This window comes from Aequorivita sp. IT1282, from assembly GCF_058068205.1.
The window spans coordinates 265,241-290,117 of record NZ_JBYRHR010000003.1 but is presented as its reverse complement, the minus strand read 5'-3'; the positions used below and the strand labels follow the sequence as shown (position 1 = coordinate 290,117).

Here is a 24,877-nt window from a genome sequence, read left to right as displayed (position 1 = left end):
TATTTATTGAGACAAATTTCAGTATAAATACAGCGGCAAAATATGACCTAAATCATAAAAGGATAATTCTATCTTAAATAAATTTTTATCAATAGGTTTTCTGAAAAATATCTCAAAAAGCAATGTGGTTTTTTGAAAGTGAATTAATTAATTCTCCCAGAAAAGGTCGTGGTATACGGCTTGCGTTTCTTTTTCTATATGGATTTCAGTAATTTTTGCAAGTTGCTCGTCTGTTGCTAATTTTTGAATTTCATTAAAAAGAATACGTTCTTCAAACCGAATATGTGCTTCTAATTCCTCTTCTAATTGATGCAAAGATTTATCTGGGTCTTTGGTATCATGAAACAATCGTTTAATCCTGCGGTGCTCTTTTAGGGCGCGTTCTATTAATTCATTGTTCGCTTCCATTATAGGGAAAATATATAATTCCTCATCCTTAAAATGAGGCTCTATTTCGTTTTTAAAAAACCATTTTGCATATTCCTGTAAACGTTTCGTTTCAATATTTTTACTAAAACCTTTGCGCAACTTCCAACTAAATAACAGTCCAAAATGGTGTTGTCTGCTCAACGGTTGCAAAGCTATATGACGTTTAATAGGTTTTTTTTTCTCCATAAATTTACGGGTTTTCTATATATTTTATTCGTTTGCCGCCACATTCTGAACAGCGTTCAATGATTCTTTTTTTATTTTTAAATCCGTCAACGTGCTCCAGCATAAACTTCCCAACTTTCACGTGTTTATCGCGATGGTTTTTTACATCAATCTGTTTATCCTTCGGCATCTCGCGGGTTTTTGCATCGTACTCTTGATAGCCCCAACAAAATGAACAATTTTTAATGCCCATTTCTTCTGCGAGCTCTTCTTTTGGCCTTTTCTGAAAAAATTCAAGAAAACGATTAATATAGCTCATTTAAGTTAGATTAAAAAAGGATCATTAGTTTTAAAAGACTTGATGACATAAGACCTAATATTATAACTACGTCCCGATATATTTTCGTCTTAGCTCAAGTTTAATAATTAAGCATTTCTTATAAAATTATTATTCCGGTGCCTTCGGGTTAAGCGGTCTAACCGTCATTTCGCTTATCAACATATTATCTGGCGTTTTCAAAATGTGCAATAATGTTGCGGCAATATCTGCGGCTTGAAGCATATTTAGATGCGATTGTATTCCTGAACTTTTAAAAAATTCAGTATCGATGGAACCGGGATTTAGACAGGTAACTTTAATATTATCGCCTCTTAATTCTTTAAAAAGTGCTTCACTAAAACCGCTAATACCATATTTGGTGGCCGAATAGGCGGCACCTTCAGCGCGAGTGGTAATTCCGAGAATTGAACCAATATTCACGATATGTGTGCTTTCGCTATTTTTCTTCATAAGCTTAACAACATCTGAAGTGATGTTATACATGCCGTTTAAATTGGTATTTATCATTTTATACCATTCTTCTGAAGGCATTTCGTCAATTTTTCCGAAGGACCCTGTTCCCGCATTATTGACCAAAATATCGGGAGATTTTACTTCGGAGAAAGTTTCAGTAAACCATTTTTTTACAGCTACTTCATCTGAAATATCTAGCTTAACGGGAATGAATTTATTTCCTATATCTGTTTGAAGTTCTTTAAGTGAATTCATATTTCTTGCAATACCGAAAACGGTTGCGCCAGCTGCTACCAATACTTTTGAAATAGCCGCTCCTAGCCCACTGCTGGCTCCAGTAACGATTGCAATTTTATTTGAAATATTCATCTTTTTTTATTCGTATAAATTTAAAAGAAATCATTCTAAGGATTATAACTTCCCGGCTCTACTCTAAAACTAATCGCCAAACGATTCCAACCATTAATTGCAATAATAGCCATCGTAAGCGCCAAATGTTCCTTTTCATTAAAGTGTTTTTAAACTTCTTCATAGAGCGAATCGGGTACGTCATTTTCAGAAATTAAAGTTAGAGATTCGGTCCAAGCTAATGCAGCTCGCTCTCTTTCTGTATAAAATGATGTTTCTCGCCACGCAGATAAAGCATAAAGTCGCTGTTCGGTCTCGCCCGCTTTTCGCGCATCTTTAGAATGCATGTCTATACAATACGCACAGCCATTAATTTGTGAAGCACGCAGTTTCACAAGTTCATAAAGACTGCGTTCAAGGTTAGAAGTTGAAACGTATTTTTCAAGTTCCAACATTCCTTTTATGGCTTTTGGATCAGTTGCATAATAATCTAATCTTTTATTTGACATCTTATGTTTCTTTGAAGTTATTCTGAAAAAATTAAAACTCCTCTTTTACAATTTTATCGGCAGGCACTTTTAGATTAATTAATTGCTTTTCAACAGCATCCATCATTGGTGGCGGGCCGCACAAATAAAAATAGGAACTTAAAGATCCGCTATTGTTTTTGATAAAATCTTCGGAAATCTGTCCGAAAGCATATTCTTCAGTTTTTTCTTTTGAAAGAATATTTATGAAATTTTCGCCGAGCATCTTCGTAAATTCTTCCTTTAGAATAATATCTTCTGTGGCTTTGTTCGCAAAAATGAGTTTGTTGGATCCTAATTTTTTCTTTTTAGATAAATCTCGAAAAATAGAAATAAAGGGAGTTATTCCTGCGCCACCGGCGATAAAAGTTCCATCGCCTTTGTATTCTATAGCACCGAAAATATCGTTTACAATTAAGCTATCGCCCTTTTTTAAACTGAGTAATTCATTGGTAACGCCCTTATGTTCGGGGTATGTTTTTATGGTGAATTCTAAAAAATTATCCTGTGGCAAGCAAGTAAATGTGAACGGTCTGCCCTCATTTTGCCAACCTTGTTTATCAATAAAAATCTCGGTGGCTTGCCCGGGAGAAAAGTCGTCTCCAAAAGGTTTTTCTGTAACAATCTGCAATACGTCGTGCGTAAGGTGCTTGATCGATTTTATTTTAACAGGTTCATTTTTCATAATAATAAGTTTTGATAAGTAATAATTATTTTCGCTTTATAACATATTAAAGCACTCAATTTCATCATGCTAAATGTCAACAAGTTCTAGCCACTTCGACAAAATAATTACAACGTTTTACTCATTAAGACAAACATTTCAATTTCACCATTTGGGCCACTTTATTTTATTTACTGCGTTTCTCCATTTCTTCCATTGCAATTGTAGCGTGTGCGTAGGCGGCTCCTGCGCGCATTTCTGAGGCTACCCAAATTGCTTCCATAATTTCTTCTTTGCTGGCGCTTTTGCGCATGGCTTGTGGCGTATGAGCACGGATGCAATACGGGCACTGCGTAACGTGAGCTACTGCAACGGCAATAAGTTGCTTCGTTTTTTCATCTAGCGCGCCAGCCTGAAAAACTGTTTTACTAAAATTTCGCCAGGCTTCGATATTCTTTGGAGCGAGGGCAGCTTTTTTTTCTGCTAATTCGCGGGTTGTGTTTGGGAACATAGCTGTGTTTTCCATAATTCTACTTTTCAAATTATAAATATTTAAACGACATTTTCGTGAGCACTCTCTTGATTTACAAATTCAATTTCTGAAGTACTTTCCATAATTGCTATTGCATGAAAATCTGTCATTATTTTTAGGCTGTGTTCCACCATTGCAGGAATAATAAAAGTAGAATCTTGCAAAAGTGAATGTTCTCCATCAGTCATTTTTAGAATTGCTTCCCCTTTCAAAACAACAATTACCACTTCTTTTGTACTATGATGACGTGGCATTTCCATTCCAGCTTTAGCCGTTATATTAAGTGTTTTGAATACTTCGCCATTAATAAGTGGGGTCATTTCGGGTTTATTTGAATTTTTCATAATTTGTCAATTTTATTTTACATTCGCTTTCTATCCAAAAATTGTTTCATCAGAAGAAAGATTTATACAATTCTGGACTCCAATACATAATAATATAGAACAATCCAAAACCGAAGAAAGCAATCAGCAAAGCCCAGACCCAGGCGGGAATAGCTTTTGGTGTTTCGGAACCTTTAATAACGAAGAAATCATTCGTTTCACTTCCGTAGGCATTGATGATTAGTGGAACTTGGGTGTCTACGGTTTCATTTTCCTTTAACCCCACTACCGAAATTGCAGGGCCGTTACGCACCACAAAGGGAATTTCGCGAATACCTTCAATACCATTCGATGATTTAGCCACGATTTTTAAAATGTGTTTGCCATCGGGGATTTTGGTGGTGTCCAAAACAACTTTTACAGGAGGTGCAAAAGACGCAAATGGTTTTGGGGCTTCGTCCAAAAATACTTTTATAATTCTGTTGTCTTCCATAATTTAAAATCCTTCATTTTTAACTATGTTCTTTATATGGTCTGGACTGTTTTCTTGGGGTCTTATTAAATATTTTAGACTTAATATTAAGGTTGCAACGACAATTATTATCCCTCCCCAAATAATTATGTAATCGATTGTTCCCGAAGGGCCCTGCCCGTGGGTTATATTTTCGAAACCAGCGGGTTGATTTTTTTTACATAAATCGCAAGCCCAGCTTAGCTGATTTCCCAATAAAAACAAGACCGCAAAAACTGATAGTATCCTTTTCATCTTTTATTGATTTAATTCGTTCATTACAAAATCTCTAATTTTCTTCACATCCTCTTCCTTCACGGCGGACGCATTATTACCCCAACTGCTGCGCTCATGTGTTGTGATAGCTGCAATTTCTGCGTCGGTTAACAAATCTCCGAATGCTTGCATTACTCCATAATTAGGACGTGCATCATAGCCTTGAAGAACGATTTTAATGAGCATTTCAGGATCTTCATTAGTTACGATTTTACTTCCTGCCAAGGGCGGAAATGCGCCAGCTATACCCTTCCCATTTTCTTGGTGACAAGCCGCGCATGTTTGCGTAAATAAGTTAGCACCATCAAGACCAGCACTTGCTTTATCGCCACTTTCGCCTTCTGTTTGAGTTTTTCTCAATGCTGGAATAAAATCATTCACATTTCCTCCAGGTAGTTCTATTTGTTTTAAGGATTTTAAATATTCCATTAAATTCAACGCATCTTCGGTGGCAACCACTTTTGTTCCAGGTTTGTTAAAATATTCTTTTGGAACCGCAATAGTTCTATCATCTTTGCTAACCAAGGTACTATCTACTTCCTTAAATAACCAAGGGTAGGATGGCATTACAGATTCAGACATTACTGCCCTCGGATTGTACAAATGTAGCAAATGCCAATCTTCACTTGGTTGGCGTTTCCCAATATTTGTAAGATCTGGTCCTGTTCGTTCACTTCCTAAAAGCGAAGGAGATTGTCGCCATACATCCAGTCTTTGTTTGCTGAAATAATAATCTGATGGAATTGACGGACGACTTCCCCATACATTATCCATTTCAATATTTCGAACCTGTTGGGTGTGGCAGGCCATACAGTTTTCAGAAACATAGATTTGCAGCCCTTTTTGCTCGTTGGCTGTTAAAGGTTTTTGGTCTGGAATAGGTTCTGTTTCCTGCATTTGGTATGCGGGAAGTATTGCTACCATTATACTCAATGCTATAAATACAACTCCTGCAGTGAGTACTAAATTTTTATGATCTTTGTGAAAATTGAGCATTTTTAATTGTATTAAAGAGTTATTTCTTCTACTTGACCCGCCTTAACTTCGGTTGTCACTTTCCGATATCCTTTTACCATATAATAGAAATTATACACAAAAACCAGATGCGAAAGAAACATCAGCGAACCGCCAATAGCACGCCATACCCAAAAGGGTTTCATAAGAATGACCGATTCAATAAATGCTTCGCCTTCTATCCAGCTAAGTCCTTTATAAGTTCCTCCTGCCATTAGTGAAATCATATAGGCAAAAAGCCCAAGAAATGCCGTCCAAAAATGTGCGCCAACCAAAACCTGCGGAGGTTCTTTTCCTGTTAATTTTGGAAGAATTGCATAAATGGAAGCCCATAAAAAGAAGGCTATAATGCCATACATCGTCATATGGCTATGGGCTACGTTAAAATCGGTAAAGTGCCACACGAAATTCGTAAAACGGAACGCTTGTACACTTCCTTGCATTGAACCCACGAAGTAAAATATCGTCCCCACCAGAAAGAAAGGCAATACATAACTTTTGGTAATATGGCTCCAACTACCCCGCATTGTCATTAAGAAGTTCGTTGTTCCGGCAATAACAGGAATCGCCATTCCTGCACTAAAAACAATTGCCACTGTTTGTAGCCACCATGGCAACGGACTAAATACAAAATGGTGTGTTCCAATCATAGTGTAAAAAAGCATCTGAGTCCAAAATGCAAGTACACCCAAGGAGTAAGAATATATTGGTTTATTTAAAGAGGAAGGCAAATAGTAATAAACCAAACCCAGCGTAAAGGTCATAAACCACATTCCCACCCCTTGATGCATATAATAACCTTGGATTACGGTTTCGCCTAAACCATCTTGGTAAAATGGTAAATAGGCAATAACTGTTAGAACAATAGTCCAAATTAAAGAAGCGAGGATAAACCAGTTTGATATATAAATTTCGGAAATTTTACGATTTGATACCGTTTTATAGAAATTGAAAAATGTAATTATTAAGGCGATGGCGAAGAGAAGCATTATTGGCCAAATATATTCGCGATACTCCCCGCCTCCATTATTTATACCTGCCATTAGGCTCAAGCTTCCCAAGACAATGGTCGCATTTATGAGCCACCATCCCCACCATGCCAATTTTTGACTGTGAATTACGGTGTTGGATGTTCGGACAATTACAAAGTAACCCAACCCAATCATTGCAAGCGAGGACCATCCCCAAAATACCATATTAGTATGCACCGGACGCAACCTTCCAAAAGATAGCCACGATTGATGGTCCATTTCTGGCCATAGAAATTTCATTCCCAAATACTGGCCAATTAGTGTTCCCAAAACCAACCAAAGAGCTGCTGCACCTATATAATAAATTACAATTTTTTTTAAGGCTTCAGGGGTTTCAATCCCTAATGTTGTTTTCTTCTTTTCATCAAAAAAAGCGTTGTTCGGTTTGTTATCTATATAATATAATAGCCCATTCTCGTCTACTGCTTCATTTTCTCCACCTAACTCTCTACCCGATAATTTATAGTTTAGTGCAGCCTTTCTTTTTTCAAGAATAGAATCGATTTCACCTTCGTCCATTGCAATTAGTTCGTCGTCAAAAGCCAATTTATTTTTATCGTGTTGCTTTCGTTTCAGCGTGTCTATATAGGCATTCAATTTTACTAACAGAATTATTACTGCAACCACCATAACAATGGCTATCAACACGAAAGTGCCAATTATACCAGGGCTAGATAGCCAGTTTTCTGTTGAAATACTACTATTTTGCGATATCGATAATTGTGGAATCCACCCTAGAATCAATAGTACTATCCAATTCTTGTTTCTCATTTGTGCCAGATATTTGCTTTTTGTTTATAATTTATTATTTTCTGACAAAACTATCAGAAATAGGTCTAAATTTTTTTTATCGCTTCAAAAATGACATCCCAACATCTAGTCCGTTTGCCAATTCATGAAGACTTGTATTTTCTAACATTATTCTAAGATTATTTCTAATATCAACAAACTTGTTGTGCATTGGGCACGGTTCTCGAGCATCACAACGGTCAAAGCCAAGAGCACAACCTACATAAATTGAATCGCCATCGATGGCTGATACAATATCGCTCAATTTAATAGTTTCGGCACTACCCGTTAGAATTTCGAAACCTCCGGTAGGGCCTTTTAAGGATGATAAAATATTCTGCTTTGCCAATTGATGCAAAATTTTGGCAGTAAATGCCTCAGGAGAGTCAATGCTTGAAGCTATCTCTTTTAAACTAACGCGATTGGACAATGCCGACTGCGATGCTATATACACCGAAGCCTTTATTCCATATTGGCATGCTTTTGAAAACATATGTTGAAATTAATTCTACAAAGGTATGCAAAATCCTATTTCTGATAAAATTATCAGAAATAAAAAGTCCAAATTTAATTTTCAGGAAAGTTTTAGTTGAAATGAATTTGATTATTAAATTTTCAAAAAGGTCTGCCCTTCTTCCAGATTATTGGCAAGATCCATAACCAATGTGTTTTCACACATCGCTTTCAATCCGTCTCTTACAACCATAAACTGATCGTGAACAGGACATGGATGTGAAGCCGAACATTCGCCCAAACCCAAACCGCAGCCATTAAAAATTTTATCGCCATCAATAATGGCAACAATATGCGATAGTTTTAAGGTGGAATTTTTTTCTAAATAAAATCCGCCATTTGGTCCTTTTTTGGATAAGATTATTCCTTCACGAGCAAGTTGCTGACAAACTTTTGCAGTAAAAGGTTCGGGTGAATCTACAGCTTTAGCTATTTCTGTAATATTGGGACGCAAATCTTTTTGAGATTGTTTGGCGATAAAAAGAACAGCCCTAATGCCATATTCACAGGCTTTTGAAAACATAATTAATATTTTTCTTCAAAAGTATATAATAACAAGCGTAGTCAAGGATAAAATTGTCTTAAAAAAATCTCGCAATTTCAAGGCGAGTTTAATTATGAAATCTTCTTTTCGCCTCACGTTCCAAAGCCTCCCGATGATCGGGATGCGCGATAGAAATAAGTGCCTTTGCACGCTGCTCTAATCCTTTTCCGAAGAGATTCACAACTCCGTATTCCGTTACAACATAATGAACGTGAGCCCTTGTAGTTGTTACACTGGCTCCTTCTTTCAAAAACGGCGTGATTTTAGAAATGCCTTTATTGGTAATAGAAGGCATTGCAATAATAGGCTTCCCTCCTTCTGAAAGTGAAGCGCCACGAATAAAATCCATTTGCCCACCAACACCAGAATATTGGTACATTCCAATACTATCTGCACAAACTTGGCCTGTTAAATCTATTTCAATTGCACTGTTAATAGCCGTTACTTTGGGGTTTCGGCGAATTATTGCTGTGTCATTTGTATAAGATGCTTCTTTGAAATGTACAATAGGGTTGTCGTCTATAAAATCGTATAATTTCTTCGTTCCCATTGCGAAACAAGTAACAATTTTACCCATTTTTATAACCTTATCCTCGCCAGTAATAATCCCCTTTTCAACCAAAGGAAGGATTCCATCGCTGAACATTTCGGTGTGAATTCCCAGTCTTTTATGATCGTGCAAATTATGAAGCACTGCATTCGGAATATTCCCGATACCCATTTGCAGTGTTGCGCCATCTTCAACCAATTCAGCAACATTACGCCCTATAATAGCTTCAACAGCAGATGGTTCCCCAATAATTGAAGCATAAATTGTGGTATTTATTTCCACTCCAAAATCTATATTATTTATATGAATAATACCATCACCATGAGTTCTAGGAACATTTGGATTTATGAGTGCAACAACACGTTTTGCAGTTTGAATAGCGGGCAAAGCAATATCTACCGAGACACCCAACGAACAATAACCGTGTTTGTCTGGCGTAGAAACTTGAATGAAAGCAACGTCCAACGGAAGAATATTTCTTTTAAAAAGCCAATGGATTTCGCTTAAGAAAACAGGAATATAATCGCCGTGAATAGTATTTACACCTTTGCGAACATTATCGCCCACAAAACAACTGGAAAGGTGAAAAGCGTCGGTATACGGCGCTTGCGTATATAATGCCTCCCCGTGGGTGTGGATTTGGATTATCTCTACATTTTCTAATTCGCGATATCTTTCACATAAAGTGTCTATCAACAAATTGGGCGTCATTGCAGCGCCCTGAAAAAATACGCGATTATTAGATTTTACTATAGATACAGCCTCATGGGCAGAAACAATTTGCATGGTTATTTATTTTACCGCAAAGATTGAGAATCTATTATGTTATCGAAATGATATCGGTCACATTTTTTGGGGAAATTGAAGGTTTGAATCAGGACGTTTGGAATCAGGACGATTTGCCGTTAATTCGACGATATTTGTACCGAATCTAAAACATCATTCACAATAGAAACACCTTTGTCATTATTGTACCAAACCTGTAAAATTTCTTTAAAAGCATCGTCAATTTTTCCGTGTTGGGTTTTGTAATCGGTTACCAATTTTGTGGCTGCTTTGGAACGCGGACCGAAGGTTTCAATTACATCAAAATTTTCATCGACCTTAATTACAATAGGAATTGATTGCGAGCCATTGGTTAAAAATTGATCCATCAATTCTGGGTTTTCATCGCGAAGCACAATTTTTAAATCTATGTTTTCTGAAAGTTGTGCAATCTTATTCAAATACGGAAGCGTTTGCGCTGCATCGCCACACCAAGGTTCACTGATTATAAGCCAAGTTTGTTTCTCCGAAATATTGTTGAAAACCTCCAATGCTTCCTCAGAAATTACAGCGGTTTTGTCCAATCTTTTCGTGCGACTGAAATTCAATTTTGTGTAATTTATTTTTTCTGGAGTTTGTTCGCCAGTGGTTCTGTCTTCTTCTACCAATTGTTTAAAAAGCAAATTATACTGTGCATAATCCATTGCCTTTTTAATTGAATTTTCTATCAACGTCTTCATATTGTTCTTTTTAAAATTTCTTTATTATAATTTTCGTTATAAAATCCGCCACGGTTTTCTGTTCGTTTTAAGGATTGTTGAATAATTAAATGCGCCACATTTACCATATTCCGAAGCTGCGAAAGTGCTGTGTTCAGTTTATGTTTTTGATACAATGCTTCAATTTCAAAATATAACTTTTCGAGTTGAAAAGAAGCTTCTTTTAAATCGCTATTATTTCGAACAACGCCAGCAAATCTTCGCATTAAAATTTGTAATTCCGTCGTTTTATGTTGAATAATTTCAGAACCCTGCAACATATTCGTACCAGAATCATCCCAATCTGGAATGGTGGTAGTCGGTCGCAAAGGTAAGTTCTTACCGATATATTTAAAAATACGGTCTGCATAAACTAAAGCCTCTAATAATGAATTTGAAGCGAGGCGATTAGCACCGTGTAAGCCAGTATGCGAACACTCGCCACAAGCAAAAAGATTTCTCAGCGATGTTTTCCCGTCTTTGTCCACCACTACTCCACCACACAAATAATGCGCTGCTGGTACGACGGGAATCCACTCTTTTGCAATGTTTATGTTATTCTGTAAACAGGTTTCAAATATATTCGGGAAATGAACTTTGAAATCGTCTATATCGAGATGTGTACAATCCAAATAAACACAATCATTCCCAGATTTTTTCATCTCGGAATCTATGGCGCGTGAAACAATATCTCGTGAAGCCAATTCGGCCCGATGGTCATAATTCAACATAAAGCGTTCGCCATTTTTATTCCGAAGAAACGCTCCAAACCCACGTACCGCTTCCGAAATTAAAAAGGAAGCGCCGTTTTTTCCATCATAAAATGCTGTGGGGTGAAACTGGATAAATTCCATATTTTCAATTCTCGCTTTCCCCCGATACGCCATCGCAATGCCGTCGCCCGTTGCAACTGCGGGATTGGTTGTGTGACCATAAACTTGGCCCATTCCGCCAGAAGCTAATGTCGTACAATCTGCTTTTATTGTGAAAATACTTCCCGTAATTTGATTCAAAACATAGGCGCCGTAACAGGAGAGTACTTTCGGTTTTTCTTCAGAAAATTGATGCTCCGTAATTAAATCTATCGCGAAATGATGCGGAAGCATTGTAATATTTTCCAATTGGTTGGCGCGTTCCAAAAGTGCGCGCTCAATTTCGTTGCCCGTGGTGTCTTTATGATGAATCACCCTAAATTTTGAATGCCCTCCTTCCCTACCCAAAGTGAGTTCACCATCGGCATCGGTGTCAAAGTTGGCGCCCCATTCCATCAATTCTTTCAGTCTTTTTGGACCTTCTTTAATTACCATTTCCACAACAGCTTTGTCGCAAAGTCCGTCGCCGGCAATCAGTGTATCTTCTATGTGTTTTTGAAAAGAATCTTCTTTTAAATCGAAAACCGCCGCTACGCCTCCTTGCGCATATTTGGTGTTCGATTCGGATTGGTGGGCTTTGGTTACCACTGTGATTTTTTTCTTAGGAAATACTGCCGCAAGTTTCACGGCGAGTGTTAAACCCGCAGCTCCCGAACCAATAATTAAGAAATTTGTGTCCCTCATTATTTCGATAATTCAAGCATTCGCTCAATTGGCAGAATGGCTTTTTTTCGTATTTCTTCAGAAACTTCTATTTGCGGATATTCATTCTTCAAGCAATCGTATAGTTTTTGCAAAGTGTTCATTTTCATAAAAGCACATTCGCTGCAGGCGCAAGTATTGTCTTCCTCCGCTGGAGCAGGAATTAGCACGGCTTGAGGCACTTCTTGTTGCATTTTATGAAGAATTCCAGCCTCAGTTGCAACTATAAATTTTTCTAAAGGATGTTTTTTTACATAATCAATCATTCCCGCAGTTGAACCAACATAAGTAGCCGTTTCCAAAATATGACTTTCACTTTCAGGGTGCGCAATGATTTTTGAACCTGGGTTTTCTTTGTAAAGTTTCAGAAGTTTATCCATTGAAAAGGCTTCGTGCACAATACAAGCGCCATCCCAAAGCAGGATTTTTCTTCCAGTTTTCTTCTGAATATATTTCCCTAAATTTTTATCTGGCGCAAAAATAATCGGTACCTCTTTCGGGACAGAATTCACTATTTTTTCGGCATTGGAAGAGGTGCAAATAATATCGCTTAAAGCTTTTACTTCTGCGGAACAATTAACGTAAGTAATGACCACGTGGTCTGGATGTGCATCCACTAATTTCTTGAAAGCATCCGCCGGACAAGAATCTGCCAGAGAGCAACCCGCCATTAAATCTGGCAACAAAACCTTTTTCGTTGGATTCAATATTTTGGCCGTTTCTGCCATAAAAGAAACTCCTGCAAAAACGATGATATCTGCATCGGTTTCAGCCGCTTTTTGTGAAAGCCCTAAACTGTCACCCACATAATCTGCCACTTCCTGAATTGCGGGCACTTGATAATAATGCGCGAGAATAACAGCGTTTTTTTGTTTTTTCAGTTCAGTAATCTTTTGATGTAAATCCATCGGTTTTATAATTTAATTTTTTGAAGAAATGCTTTGAAAATAGGTGCAGCCACAATTAAAAGTGAAACGAAAATGGTAATTCCAAAAACGAAAAATGAAATGTAATATGGAATTAGGGAATCCTGCATTTCAGAAAACGATCCCACTTTTGAAACGTACATCCAATAACTACGTTTGGCTCCAGCAATTATGAGGGAAACAAAAAATATAAACAGTGAAATATTTAAAGAATAGAAGCCTCGCTTCACCCACTTTTTATCGGTTTTAAAATCTGGGTACAGCTGATGCACGATGTAAAATAAAGCGGAAAATAAAATTGTGGTGTTAATGCCAATCGTGGTTCCCATTGAATGTGCCACCGTAATATGCGTTCCGTGCGTAAAGAAATTGATGGCTGGAATTGAAAACAATAAAGCGAGAATAATATTGACGAAAATCCAAAAATCTGTAGCTAACAAAAATCTGTAAGCCATCGGGTTATTCTCCTTTTCAATCTTTAAAACTGAGCTTTTCCAATTGTAAATAATCGACGCTAAAACAATCCATTCCGTCATACTTATTCCGTAAGCAACGTAGCGAATCCAAGGTTGTGTGGGCAATAAATAAGTGTGGTGCGCCCAGCCAAACATTAAATTTGTAAGCCCTAAAAAGTAAAAGAAAAACGCTACTTTATTTGTAGCCACATTGCTGTCCTTCTTTATTTTGGACATTAAATAGATTGAAATACCATAAACCAGCATATTCCACGAGCCAGTGAAGGAGCCGGTAGATTTCCACTGCACGGCAAAATCTTTGATGAAATTCAACCTAAAAAAATCGAACAGCCAAAAGTGCGCTTCCATTAAATGGTAACACATAAAGACGATTCCCGTGCCCCACATCCAGTAATATACGGGCCAGCCTTTTACGTTTTTATAAAGTGTTTTGAAGTAATTAATTCCGAATAGTATCCACCCCAATAAAATAGGAATTATTAAAATGGAGGTAAAGGCGAAGTATTCTCTGCCCTCTGTATAATCGAACGCAAACGAAATGTAGATTGCGATACCAGTAAGCAGGAAAGTTATGAAATGTAATTTGACCAACAAAGGCGAAAAAAGCTTGAATTTTTCAACATAAGTCAAGAAAAAATAGATACTTCCCGATGCAGAAAGTACAATCCATGAAATTACTGAAGTAACGTGAAATGGTCGAAGTTTAGAAAAAGGAACGTATTCCTTTATAAATTCGGGCATTAAATATTGAAAAGAAGCCGTCATTCCGAAGAACATTCCCAAAAAAAGCGCAACCAGTGCGAAAAGAAGAAAATAAATAGGGGCTTTACTTTTCATTTTTATATATAATTTCAACCCAACCTGTAGCTTCAATCTTGGCGTTGTAGTTTGGGTAAATGCCAGTTTCATCTACCCGTTTTAAGTATTCCACTAAAGCATCTTTTTCACTTTCAGAAAAATTAAACTGCGGCATACTCTTAACACCGCTGTTTAAAAATGCTTTTACATAAAGTGGCCCCTTATTTTCATCAGAATAAACATTTGTAAGATCCGGCCCCAAATACCCACCTAAACCATATAATTGATGGCAAGACCAGCAACGGTTACTTTGGAATAATTGCTGACCTATCACCGCTTTTGGCGATAGTTTTTCGACTGCTACGTAACCATCTGTGTTGTAAATAATATAATTGTAAACGCTAAAAAGGCTAATCAAAATTGCGATTGCTAAAAAGTAGGGCTTTGAATTAGGGATCATTTCTAGGTGCTAAAATTGATGTAAAAATATTTCAACAAAACTGATTTGAATATGATTAATGTCATATTCAGATAAATTTATCCTATTAAAAAAAGCTTCGGTAAATTTCAAAATTTATACCTAGCCAGATATGATTTTAATCATAGCCCTTCTTCCCCATAAACTTTACATTTAGAGCTTATTATCTATGATTATGGTGAATAAACAATTGCTTAAACCCGAGAGTATTGTAGTAATTGGTGCCTCTAACGACACCAAAAAGCCTGGGGGCAATATGCTGAAAAATATAATCTCGGGAGGTTTTACAGGGAAACTGAGCGTTGTAAACCCGAAAGAAGAAAAAGTCCAAGGCATTAAAAGTTATGCTTCCGTTGAAGAAATTCCTGAAACAGATCTTGCAATTCTCGCAATTGCGGCAAAATATTGTCCAGCGACGATTAAAACCTTGGCTGAAGAAAAAAATACCAAAGCTTTTATAATAATTTCCGCAGGTTTTGGGGAAGGCGATGAACAAGGAAAACTATGGGAACAAGAAATTACAGATACCGTAAATAGTGTGAATGGCTGTTTGATTGGCCCAAATTGCATCGGTGTAATTACCAAACATTTTAAAGGAGTTTTTACAGCGCCTGTTCCTCCATTTAATCCAAAAGGTTGCGACCTTATTTCTGGTTCCGGTGCGACCGCAGTTTTTATTATGGAAGCCGGAATGCCGTTGGGCGTTACGTTTGCAAATGTATTTTCTACAGGAAATGCAGCGCAAACCACAGTTGAAGATATTCTGGAATATATGGATATTCACTTCAATCCAGAAACCGATCCACTAATAAAACTTCTTTATTTGGAAACTATTTCCAACCCTAAAAAACTCTTGAAACACGCTTCATCGCTTATTAAAAAAGGAGCTAAAATAGCGGCTATAAAAGCAGGAAGCACTGCGGAAGGCAGCCGTGCCGCAACTTCGCATACTGGTGCAATTGCGAGTAGCGATATGACGGTACGGGCACTGTTCCACAAAGCTGGAATTGTGTATTGCAGCAGTAGAGAGCAATTACTGAGCGTAGCAGCCATTTTCAATTATAAAAAATTAAAAGGAAAAAATATCGGCATTATAACTCACGCGGGTGGCTCGGCGGTTATGCTTGCAGATCAACTTTCCAAGGGCGGACTTAAAGTTCCCGAAATTTCAGGACCAGATGCTGAAAAGTTAAAATCTTTTCTTTATCCCGGTTCTTCAGTTGCCAATCCAATAGATTTTTTAGCGACGGGAACTGCAGAACAGTTGGGTATTATCATCGATTATTGCGAACATAAATTCGACAATATAGATGCCATGGTCGTGGTTTTTGGAAGTGCTGGCTTGTTCGATGTTGAAAATGTTTACAACGTTTTAAGCGTAAAACTGGAAATCTGCAACAAACCAATTTTCCCAGTCTTGCCTTCAGTTGTAAATGCACAGCGGGAAATTCAATCGTTTTTAAAGAAAGGGCATATTCATTTTCCAGATGAAGTGGTTTTGGGGAAAGCTTTGGCACAAGTTTATAATACGCCCGAACCACAATCGCAGAAAATTTCACTCCCAAAAATTGACGTTGAAAAAATTAGAACTGTAATAGATTCTGCTTCCGAAGGATATCTTTCGCCCGAACAAACTGTCGATTTATTAGATGCTGCGGGAATTCCTCGAGTTCATGAAATAGTTGAAAATTCAAAAGAAAAACTACTGCAAGCTATGGGAACGATGGATTTCCCTGTCGTTATGAAAGTTGTTGGCCCGCTTCATAAATCGGATGCACAAGGCGTGGTTTTAAATATTGCCAATAAAGACGAAGCCGCCGAAACTTTTGATATGCTGATGAAAATCGATTCCGCCACAGCGGTAATGGTACAACCACAATTAGTGGGACTGGAACTGTTTGTAGGTGTTATAAAAGAACCTGGTTTCAACCACACTATTCTTTGCGGATTGGGTGGAATTTTCATCGAAGTGCTCAACGATGTTTCGGCAAGATTAAGCCCAATTTCTAAAAATGAAGCTGAAAAAATGGTACAGTCGCTCAGAGGGTATAAACTGATCAAAGGTGCCAGAGGACAAAAGGGTGCAAACGAAGAAATTTTTATAAAAATTATTCAACGACTTTCTGCATTGGTAGAAGCGGCACCAGAAATTATTGAAATGGATATCAATCCACTAATTGGCACACAACGAGCGATTACCGCTGTAGATGCGCGGATTCGGATTGGTTAAATAACGAAATTAATATAAAATTAGTAATAACTAAAAAATAGAAAAAGATGAAAGCACTAGTTTATTATGGCGATCATAATATCGCGTTAGAAGAAAGACCAAAACCAACAATCATTAAGCCAACAGATGTAATTGTGAAGGTTTTAAAAACAACCATTTGTGGTACAGATTTAGGTATTTACAAAGGCAAAAACCCTGAAATTGAAAGCGGGCGTATTCTTGGTCACGAAGGTGTTGGTATTATTGAAGAAATTGGAGACAGTGTTTCTCAGTTTAAAAAGGGAGATAAAGTTATAATTTCGTGCATTACCTCTTGTGGTTCCTGCGAATATTGCAAAAAACAATTGTATTCACATTGTAAAGATGGTGGGTGGATTTTAGGCTATATGATAGACGGCGTACAAGCGGAATATGTAAGAATTCCTCATGCTGATAATAGCCTGCACAAAATCCCTGAAAATATTGATGATGATATAGCTGTTTTATTAAGCGATATCCTGCCTACGGGGCACGAAATAGGCGTGCAATACGGAAATGTAAAACCCGGAGACGACATTGCTATAGTTGGTTCTGGCCCAGTTGGTATGTCTGTACTTTTAACGGCTCAGTTTTACTCTCCCGCTAAAATAATAATGATTGATTTAGATGACAACAGGCTTAAGCTAGCCAAAGAATTAGGCGCAACACACACAATTAATTCTGGAACTGAAAATGTAGAAGAAGCAGTTAAAAAAATAGTTGGCGAAGAAGGTGTTGATGTAGCTATTGAAGCGGTTGGAATTCCACAAACTTGGAATATTTGCCAAAATATTATAAAACCAGGAGCTCACATTGCCAATGTAGGCGTACACGGCAAAAAGGTAGATTTTGAAATTCAAAAACTGTGGATAAAAAATCTTACTATTACTACGGGTCTTGTTAACACCAATACAACCCCAATGTTATTAAAAGCGGTTTCTGCAAATAATATGGATTTAAAGAAAATGATTACCCATCATTTTCCGCTTTCAGAACTGGAGCATGCGTACAAAGTGTTCTTAAATGGTGCTGAAGAAAAAGCAATGAAGATTATTATTAATAATGAATAATTATTGCCTATTCTCACCTATTGTACTTTTATATAGAAACCCTGAGCTGTAGCTCGGGGTTTTTTGTAACTTTTATTTTTTTGAGGATTTTTAAATCACCAACTAAATAACCACGGCAATTTAGATCGTGGATAAGTAGCTCCCTTCTAAATATTGTCAAAATTCATTTTCCTAAATCACCCAAACAACAGTAAACAACAAACCCAAAAACCCAACGAGTAATACTTTCCAAAAGACATTCGCCTTTTTTAATTCCATAAAGAAAAAAGCAACGCCAATAAATTTCAGAAATGCCAAGCATAGAATAATTATGGCGACATATTTCAGATCGAGATTAGCTAAAACGGCGGTTAATATCGTAAGCGCTATTAAAAATATCCAAGTAATATTAAAACTTCTTTCCATCTTTAAAACAGTAAATAAATTATTGGGAAAAGCAACAGCCAAATCAAATCGCACATATGCCAAAAAGTAGCTCCAGATTCGAAATCTTCAATTTTTAGGGTTTCAGGTTTTTTACGGAGCGTTCTTGCCGATAGTGCCAAAATTACGATTCCCACAAGTACGTGAATCACGTGAAATAGGGTAAGCATCCAGTAATACCCAAAGAAATCATTATAGCCAATGGTAAGTCCAGCTTCTACTTTTTCGTAATATTCCACGCTTTTTAAAGCAAGAAACAGAAAACCGCCAAGCATAGTTAGATTTAAAAATAATCTGCTTTTACTGAAATTTCCTTTCTTCAGAAAATGTACAGATTGCGCCATACACCAACCACTACTAAGGAGAAAAACAGTGTTGATTGCACCGAAAGCAGTATTTAAATGCAAACGCGACTCGTGAAACAGCTCTGGTTCAGCCCTTGCGTTAAATGCCATAAAAACCAAGGCAATTCCGAAAGTAACGAGTTCGAGGTAAATAACGATCCACATCAATATTCCGCCCGGCGGATAAAAAACATTTTTATAATCTATTTTAAGAGTATTGGCCATATCAACTTTGGTGTTTTATTTTGTCGTAAAGTTTTACCAGCGACTGCAGCAATTCCACTGGCGTTGTTAGTATTTGGAAATGATTTTGCCCAAACATTTGTGGTAAATAGTATTTCGCCTCTCCTTCAATCGCCAAGGCATACGAATTTATCTTGCGTTGGTTCAATTCACGAAGCGCCTGTTTTACGTCGTTGATGCCGTATTTGCCTTCGTATTTATCGTAATCGTTGGGTTTACCATCTGAAATAAGGATAACCCATTTGTTTTTTGTGTCGCGCTTTTCCAGCAAAGCGCCCGAATGTCTAAGCGCGGTTCCAATACGTGTGTAACCACTTGGCTGCAATGCGCCTACTTTGTGTTTTGCTTTTTGCCAAGGTTCATCAAAATCTTTTAAACTTAGATAGGTACTGTGATTTCTGGTTTTGGAGAAAAAACCTGCAATTGAAAAATCTACATTGAATTCTTCGAGAATTTCCCCAAAAATGATGGAAACCTGCTTTTCAACGTCAATCACTCTGTTGCCATCTGCATAGCCATCGCTGGACAAACTGCTGTCTAAAAGCATTAATATTGAAAGATCTTTTTCCTTTTTCCGGTTGGAGAGATAAATATTTTCCGAAGGTGTGTGCCCCGTGTGAACGTCTACATACAAATCTGTTAAGGCGTCGAGATCAAATTCCTCGCCTTGCACTTGGCGGCGTTGCTGCCGGTATTTATTGTTTACTGAAGTTAGCATTTTCCGCAAACCCATTAAGGTTGAAGCGTGTTCGTGGAGCGTGTTTTTGTAATATGCTGTATCAATTTCGGTTTCTGACTTTGGATATAGTTTGCAAAAATCGGGTTTATAAGCTCGTTTTGAATAATCCCATTCGTCGTATAAAACGTGAGGATCGTTGTTTTCAATTTCGGCACTTTCAGAAATTGTGGTATTTTCAATAAATTCTGCTTGATAAATAGAATGTGTAGGATCGTCAACCCGCACAGTATGTTTCATATTTAAATCTTCAAGCGCATTTGCGTGATCGTCTAATTCATCATCGCCATCAAAATCGCGCCAGCCGCCCTCCCACTCTTCGGCGGTTTCAGCCTTTTCAAAATTGTGGGTGAGCATATAATCTTCCTGCGCTTTTTTATCAACTTCAATAGATTTTATTTCTTCCACTGCATTGGCTTTCAGAATAGTATTTATTTCCTGTTCGATGGCAGTTTTTACTTTTTCTGAAATATTCTGAAGCACTTTTTTCTTTGGCACTTCGGGAGAATTCTCCATCCATTTTCCATAAATAAAAGAATAATCCACTGGATTTTTTTCCGAAGCATCCTTTTCAAAAGCAAGTTTTAATTCAGAATAAATACCTTCCATTCCTGGGAATTGTAGAAACATTTCCTTTAGGATTTTTTTGGAATTTTCAATTGAAATTTGCTGCGCTTCTTCTAAAGTATGTTCCTCACCCAATTCATAATTAAGCTGAAAACTTTTCTGAATTGAAAGGTATAGCGTTCTAAAAATATAGAAGCCTAGATTTTCATCCTCTGTTTCAAATTCTGAAAAGCGTTCGGGTAAAAAGAAGTTATTGTTTTTGTAACCGCCTTCGCGTTCGGCTTCAAAAATTTCTATGGGATTACCAGTAACGGCGCGAGCTACCAGAGTAAGCCGTGGTTTTATTTCGGACAACTTAACGGTGTGCGCTATTGCTTCCTTCGCATTTTTTTTTCTGCGTTTTAGGAATTTTGCAACCTTTGAAAAGATAAACTCATCGGGTTCGAACATGGCTTTGGATTAAATCATCAAATCGCACAAATCTGTGAGGGCTTGGGTTATTTCAAGATCGTCTGTTAAGGGTTCAACTATCGCTACTTTCACAGATAGACGTTTTGGCAAGCCGCTATTTATAAGCATTGCGGCATCGACCAACAAACGTGTTGAAACAGTTTCTGTCAATCCCAATTCGGTGAGATTCCTGATTTTGTGAGCTATGTTTACGAGTTTCTTTGAAGTATCGCGATCTAAACCCGTTTCATTTTCTACTATTTCAGTTTCGTCCTTCGAATTGGGATACTGGAAAGAAAGCGCCACAAATCGTTGCCGTGTGGAAGGTTTCAGCTCCTTAAATCCTTTTTGGTAGCCTGGATTAAAGGAAGCGACCAACATAAAATCTGGATGCGCTTTCACTGTTATTCCAAGTTTGTCTATATAAAGTTCCTTTCTATGATCGGTAAGTGAATGTATTGCAACTACTACGTCTGGGCGCGCTTCGGCAATTTCATCTAAATAGAGGATAGCGCCTTCTTTTACGGCCTTTGTAAGCGGTCCATCAACCCAAATAGTTTCGGCACCTTTAATAATATAGCGGCCAATAAGATCTGTGGAAGAGGTTTCTTCATGGCAGGAAACCGTAATTAATGACTGGTTGAATTGATGCGCCATAAAATCTACAAAACGCGTTTTTCCAGTACCTGTGGGGCCTTTCAAAAGTATTGGTAATTTATTTTTATAGGCGTGTTCAAAAACCTCAACTTCCCGATGAATAGGTTTGTAAAAGGGAATACTTCTTTTTTCTGAAACTTCTTCCGAAGCCATTTTAATAGTATCTGTGGTTGGCATAATTCTTTATTTTAAATTAGTCGTGTCCGACTAAGATGTAAGACCGCTTCGCTGAAAGACTTAAGACATAAGACTTGATTCTTACAATGAAGACAATAAGGTTAAATTGATTAAGCATACTTTTTAGTTGTTAAATCTTAATGGTGATTTGGCTGAACAGAATGTTGTAATATTTTTATTGGACACTTATGATTTTAAATTTCAAACGAAAAAACAAAAGGCCTAAACTCGGTTCTTTTAGAGGAAATATTTTCAGTTTTAATGAAGTTATACTTCCCGTAACTTAGGTATAAGAGCGTAACCTAATTCAGACCTTTATACTGTTTTAATTAGTCGTTTTCAATAATTTCTAAGGCTTCGTCGGTTGGACGGCCGTGTTTAAAAAAGTCTATTATATACATTACTATTCCGATGGCAAACAGACTTGCGCAAAGTAGTAATACCACGAAATGGATACTTACTTCTTTTTGTACAGCCATAAATTCCAGTCCGTATTTTCTTTCCAGATAGACTTGTGCAACGCCAGCAACACCAAAGGCCATCGTCATCCCGATCATCCCGATATTAGTAGTCCAAAAGGCTATGCGCCCGCGAGCTCCGTCGTATAATTTACGTCCTGTCATATTTGGTAAACTGTAACTTATAATTGCAAAAACAATCATTGCGTAGGCACCCCAAAAAGCTAAGTGAGCGTGCATTGCGGTAACCAATGTTCCGTGGGTATATAAGTTAGTTTGTGGCAAAGTGTGTGCAAACCCTAATAATCCCGCGCCAACAAAGGATACTATGGCAGCGCCAAGCGTCCAGAATAGAGCGATTTTATTTGGGTGTTTCTTTTCACCTTTACGATACATATTTACTGCGAAAAGCGCCATTGCTAAGAAAGCCAGAGGTTCTAGTGCAGAGAAAATTCCACCTACTATTAACCAAATTTTATTTACTCCTATATAGTAATAATGGTGACCCGTACCAAGAACTCCCGAAAGGAAAGTAAGCCCCACAATTACATAAAGCCATTTTTCAATAACCTCGCGGTCCACGCCTGTAAGTTTAATTAATAGGAAGGCAAGAATACCACCCATAATAAGTTCCCAAACACCTTCAACCCAAAGGTGAACAACCCACCAGCGGAAAAAACTATCTGTTACTTGGCTGTCAAACGGTAACATTCCGGGTATATAGAGTAATGCTGCAAACACTAGCCCCATTGTAAGAACTAAGGACGTTGTAGTTTTTCTTTTTCCTTTAAAAAGTGTTAACAGTATGAGCGCTAAAAACAGTAATACGTTGGCCACAACTAGGTAATCTAATTGATGTGGAATTTCCAAAAACTTTCGTCCTTCCCATACATTGAAGTGAAAACCAATAATAGCGGCAACGCCTACCAATGCAAGGGAAATCAATTGAACGTAAGCTAGTTTTACGCTTACAAGTTCGCGTTGTGCTTCTTCGGGAATAATGTAGTAAGCGGCTCCCATAAAACCAGAGAGCAACCAAACCACAAGTAAGTTTGTATGAACGGCGCGCGCGGTGTTAAAGGGTATAAATTCGTGCAAGCCGTCCATTCCGATGCGTGCAAAACCCATAATAAATCCGTAAACTATTTGGAGTGTTAGGAGCAGCATCGAGAGGGCAAAAAACCAATATGCTACTTTTTGAGATTTATATTTCATAATACTAATTTTCTGATTGGTTATTAAGTAGTTGTTTGTCTTTTGCTAATGGCGATACAATTCGCTCGAAGCCGTTTAGGTCTATTTCGCCTATCCAATTAAAGAAGGCAATAACGTCATCTGCTTCTTCGGAAGTAAAGCCATAGGCGACCATTTTACGGCCGTTTGGTTCCCACGGAACGGGAGACATAAGGATTGCTTTAATGAGGCCTTCACCTCTTCGTTCCACAACTTTTGTAAGTTCGGGCGCATAATAGGCACCTTCGCCAAGAATGGTATGGCAGCCCATACAGTTGTTTTGTTCCCAGATAACTTTTCCTCGCACTACTTGAGGTGTAATGTTTTCATAGTTGGTTTGATCTTGCCCATCACTGAAGGAATAAATGGTAAGGCCAATAAAAATCAAAAAGGTTACGAACGTCCCTATCAGGAAAAATGCCCGCGCTTGTTGTTTGGATAGCATATTGGTTGGTTTTAAATTATGTATTTAAGACTTTTTAATCTTAATAGCAAATTAAAAACAAACAGCTAAAATTTAATATGACGGTTATCATATTAAGTGAAGTTTTTAAAAGTGCTTATATTAACTTGCAGCTAATACACTTAAGAATACGGATAACCGAACTGATTGAATTTTATAATAGAACTTTTTTGGTAAATTGCGAAAATATAATAGCTGTAATTAAAATGAACATCCTCAAAGCATTCTTATTTACTGCTCTTTTGATTGGTCTCGAACTCATTATAAGTTTTTCCATTGGATATTTAATTGACACAGGTAATTTCGACTTAAGCTCTATAAGACACTATATTGGTATTATTGGAATAGTTCCTTACGTTCTTTCATTTTCAATTATCTTATTCCTAATTTTTAAAATGAAATTACAATGGAAGAAAGGAATTGAAAAAGTAAAAAACATTGAAGGTAATATTATTAAATATCTATTTATTTTAAGTGTAGGGCTCTTCTTTTATGACAGACCATCTTTTGATTTCACAAGAATATTAGATACAATCAATAATGTTTCAATTGAGCCATACGTACAGAAAGAATGGAATATTATAACATTGTTCTATAAGTCAATTTCTGTCCTAATTGTCGCACCAATTTTTGAGGAACTATTTTTTCGAAAATATATGTTCGTCGAACTAAAAAAAAAACATTCACACAACATATCGATTCTGATTTCAAGTATTTGCTTTGCATTAATCCATCTTCCTAGTTATAGAAATCTAATTCCAACTTTTCTTTTCGGTGTTTTTTGTTGTATAATTTATACAAAAACAAGGAATATTATTTACCCAATATTTTTGCACTTCCTTTTAAATCTAACTTGGATAATTTCAATTACGTACGGAGAAAAATACTATCAATGGATATTTGGACTACAGTTTAATATAATTTATTGGAGTATGGTTATTTCTGGGATTGTAGTTGTAATATTTGGATTAAGAAAAATAAATAAAGCTAAAATTGATAACCGTTGCACAACCTCATAGTTTTT

The 24,877-nt window shown here is 37.1% G+C and carries 28 protein-coding genes; 3 read left to right on the top strand and 25 right to left on the bottom strand.

The genetic code is table 11. The features are described 5' to 3' along the window. Window positions 1–147: 147 nt before the first annotated feature. The 19 genes from AC3RVG_RS08300 to AC3RVG_RS08210 form a co-directional block, all read right to left on the bottom strand. Complete coding sequence (locus tag AC3RVG_RS08300) at window positions 148–615, bottom strand: hemerythrin domain-containing protein (protein WP_489690985.1); 468 nt, start codon at window positions 613–615, stop codon at window positions 148–150. A gap of 4 nt (window positions 616–619) precedes the next feature. Beyond that, window positions 620–913: a hypothetical protein gene (locus tag AC3RVG_RS08295; protein ID WP_489690984.1), complete on the bottom strand. Its 294-nt coding sequence runs from the start codon at window positions 911–913 to the stop codon at window positions 620–622. A 129-nt stretch (window positions 914–1,042) separates the two neighbouring features. Further along, the gene (locus AC3RVG_RS08290) at window positions 1,043–1,756 is read right to left on the bottom strand and encodes an SDR family oxidoreductase (RefSeq protein ID WP_489690983.1); all 714 of its coding nucleotides are present in this window, start codon (window positions 1,754–1,756) and stop codon (window positions 1,043–1,045) included. Window positions 1,757–1,905: 149 nt separating this feature from the next. Next, window positions 1,906–2,244 (bottom strand): carboxymuconolactone decarboxylase family protein, encoded by a 339-nt coding sequence (locus AC3RVG_RS08285; protein WP_489690982.1) that lies wholly within the window; start codon window positions 2,242–2,244, stop codon window positions 1,906–1,908. A 31-nt stretch (window positions 2,245–2,275) separates the two neighbouring features. After that, complete coding sequence (locus AC3RVG_RS08280) at window positions 2,276–2,947, bottom strand: ferredoxin reductase domain-containing protein (protein ID WP_489690981.1); 672 nt, start codon at window positions 2,945–2,947, stop codon at window positions 2,276–2,278. A 166-nt stretch (window positions 2,948–3,113) separates the two neighbouring features. Further along, window positions 3,114–3,452 (bottom strand): carboxymuconolactone decarboxylase family protein, encoded by a 339-nt coding sequence (locus AC3RVG_RS08275; protein ID WP_489690980.1) that lies wholly within the window; start codon window positions 3,450–3,452, stop codon window positions 3,114–3,116. Between the two features lie 26 nt (window positions 3,453–3,478). Further along, window positions 3,479–3,802, bottom strand: coding sequence for a cupin domain-containing protein (locus AC3RVG_RS08270; protein ID WP_489690979.1), 324 nt, complete (start codon window positions 3,800–3,802; stop codon window positions 3,479–3,481). A gap of 49 nt (window positions 3,803–3,851) precedes the next feature. Further along, window positions 3,852–4,274, bottom strand: a complete 423-nt coding sequence (locus AC3RVG_RS08265) for a cytochrome C (RefSeq protein WP_489690978.1) — start codon at window positions 4,272–4,274, stop codon at window positions 3,852–3,854. A gap of 3 nt (window positions 4,275–4,277) precedes the next feature. Then, window positions 4,278–4,547, bottom strand: coding sequence for a hypothetical protein (locus AC3RVG_RS08260; protein ID WP_489690977.1), 270 nt, complete (start codon window positions 4,545–4,547; stop codon window positions 4,278–4,280). 3 nt (window positions 4,548–4,550) lie between these two features. Next, complete coding sequence (locus tag AC3RVG_RS08255; RefSeq protein ID WP_489690976.1) at window positions 4,551–5,564, bottom strand: cbb3-type cytochrome c oxidase subunit II; 1,014 nt, start codon at window positions 5,562–5,564, stop codon at window positions 4,551–4,553. Window positions 5,565–5,575: 11 nt separating this feature from the next. Next, window positions 5,576–7,384 carry a cbb3-type cytochrome c oxidase subunit I gene (locus AC3RVG_RS08250; RefSeq protein WP_489690975.1) on the bottom strand — a complete coding sequence of 603 codons (1,809 nt, stop codon included), beginning with the start codon at window positions 7,382–7,384 and terminating at the stop codon, window positions 5,576–5,578. A gap of 76 nt (window positions 7,385–7,460) precedes the next feature. After that, entirely contained in the window at window positions 7,461–7,895 is a 435-nt protein-coding gene (locus tag AC3RVG_RS08245; RefSeq protein ID WP_489690974.1) for an RrF2 family transcriptional regulator, read from the bottom strand. Window positions 7,896–8,009: 114 nt separating this feature from the next. Next, window positions 8,010–8,438, bottom strand: a complete 429-nt coding sequence (locus AC3RVG_RS08240; RefSeq protein WP_489690973.1) for an RrF2 family transcriptional regulator — start codon at window positions 8,436–8,438, stop codon at window positions 8,010–8,012. An 88-nt stretch (window positions 8,439–8,526) separates the two neighbouring features. Continuing rightward, window positions 8,527–9,795: an acetyl-CoA hydrolase/transferase family protein gene (locus tag AC3RVG_RS08235; RefSeq protein WP_489690972.1), complete on the bottom strand. Its 1,269-nt coding sequence runs from the start codon at window positions 9,793–9,795 to the stop codon at window positions 8,527–8,529. A 119-nt stretch (window positions 9,796–9,914) separates the two neighbouring features. Then, a complete protein-coding gene (locus tag AC3RVG_RS08230; RefSeq protein WP_489690971.1) occupies window positions 9,915–10,514 on the bottom strand; it encodes a thioredoxin family protein in 600 nt (199 codons plus the stop codon). Then, a complete protein-coding gene (nadB, locus tag AC3RVG_RS08225; RefSeq protein WP_489690970.1) occupies window positions 10,511–12,088 on the bottom strand; it encodes an L-aspartate oxidase in 1,578 nt (525 codons plus the stop codon). The genes AC3RVG_RS08230 and nadB overlap by 4 nt, the downstream gene beginning before the upstream one ends. Next, the gene (gene nadA, locus AC3RVG_RS08220; protein WP_489690969.1) at window positions 12,088–13,014 is read right to left on the bottom strand and encodes a quinolinate synthase NadA; all 927 of its coding nucleotides are present in this window, start codon (window positions 13,012–13,014) and stop codon (window positions 12,088–12,090) included. The genes nadB and nadA overlap by 1 nt, the downstream gene beginning before the upstream one ends. 5 nt (window positions 13,015–13,019) lie before the next feature. Further along, complete coding sequence (locus AC3RVG_RS08215) at window positions 13,020–14,345, bottom strand: cbb3-type cytochrome c oxidase subunit I (RefSeq protein WP_489690968.1); 1,326 nt, start codon at window positions 14,343–14,345, stop codon at window positions 13,020–13,022. Further along, a complete protein-coding gene (locus AC3RVG_RS08210; RefSeq protein WP_489690967.1) occupies window positions 14,335–14,766 on the bottom strand; it encodes a c-type cytochrome in 432 nt (143 codons plus the stop codon). Before AC3RVG_RS08210 ends, AC3RVG_RS08215 begins: the two co-directional genes overlap by 11 nt. 193 nt (window positions 14,767–14,959) lie before the next feature. On the opposite strand from AC3RVG_RS08210, the gene AC3RVG_RS08205 reads away from it, so the two are divergent. Continuing rightward, window positions 14,960–17,014 (top strand): acetate--CoA ligase family protein, encoded by a 2,055-nt coding sequence (locus AC3RVG_RS08205; RefSeq protein ID WP_489690966.1) that lies wholly within the window; start codon window positions 14,960–14,962, stop codon window positions 17,012–17,014. Window positions 17,015–17,061: 47 nt separating this feature from the next. Then, a complete protein-coding gene (locus AC3RVG_RS08200) occupies window positions 17,062–18,102 on the top strand; it encodes a zinc-dependent alcohol dehydrogenase family protein (RefSeq protein ID WP_489690965.1) in 1,041 nt (346 codons plus the stop codon). 171 nt (window positions 18,103–18,273) lie between these two features. Here the strand turns inward: AC3RVG_RS08200 and AC3RVG_RS08195 are convergent, their stop codons facing one another. From AC3RVG_RS08195 to AC3RVG_RS08170, 6 genes are all read right to left on the bottom strand, one after another. Next, window positions 18,274–18,507, bottom strand: coding sequence for a cytochrome C oxidase subunit IV family protein (locus AC3RVG_RS08195; protein ID WP_489690964.1), 234 nt, complete (start codon window positions 18,505–18,507; stop codon window positions 18,274–18,276). A gap of 2 nt (window positions 18,508–18,509) precedes the next feature. Then, a complete protein-coding gene (locus tag AC3RVG_RS08190; protein ID WP_489690963.1) occupies window positions 18,510–19,094 on the bottom strand; it encodes a cytochrome c oxidase subunit 3 in 585 nt (194 codons plus the stop codon). Window position 19,095: 1 nt separating this feature from the next. Further along, on the bottom strand, window positions 19,096–20,865 hold the full coding sequence (locus AC3RVG_RS08185; RefSeq protein WP_489690962.1) for a nitric oxide reductase activation protein NorD: 1,770 nt from the start codon (window positions 20,863–20,865) through the stop codon (window positions 19,096–19,098). A 9-nt stretch (window positions 20,866–20,874) separates the two neighbouring features. Continuing rightward, entirely contained in the window at window positions 20,875–21,699 is an 825-nt protein-coding gene (locus AC3RVG_RS08180; protein ID WP_489690961.1) for a CbbQ/NirQ/NorQ/GpvN family protein, read from the bottom strand. A gap of 329 nt (window positions 21,700–22,028) precedes the next feature. Continuing rightward, a complete protein-coding gene (locus AC3RVG_RS08175) occupies window positions 22,029–23,372 on the bottom strand; it encodes a cbb3-type cytochrome c oxidase subunit I (protein ID WP_489690960.1) in 1,344 nt (447 codons plus the stop codon). A gap of 4 nt (window positions 23,373–23,376) precedes the next feature. After that, a complete protein-coding gene (locus AC3RVG_RS08170; RefSeq protein ID WP_489690959.1) occupies window positions 23,377–23,835 on the bottom strand; it encodes a c-type cytochrome in 459 nt (152 codons plus the stop codon). Window positions 23,836–23,912: 77 nt separating this feature from the next. Between AC3RVG_RS08170 and AC3RVG_RS08165 the strand changes: the two genes are divergently transcribed. Then, entirely contained in the window at window positions 23,913–24,872 is a 960-nt protein-coding gene (locus AC3RVG_RS08165; RefSeq protein ID WP_489690958.1) for a CPBP family intramembrane glutamic endopeptidase, read from the top strand. The last annotated feature ends 5 nt before the right edge of the window (window positions 24,873–24,877 follow it).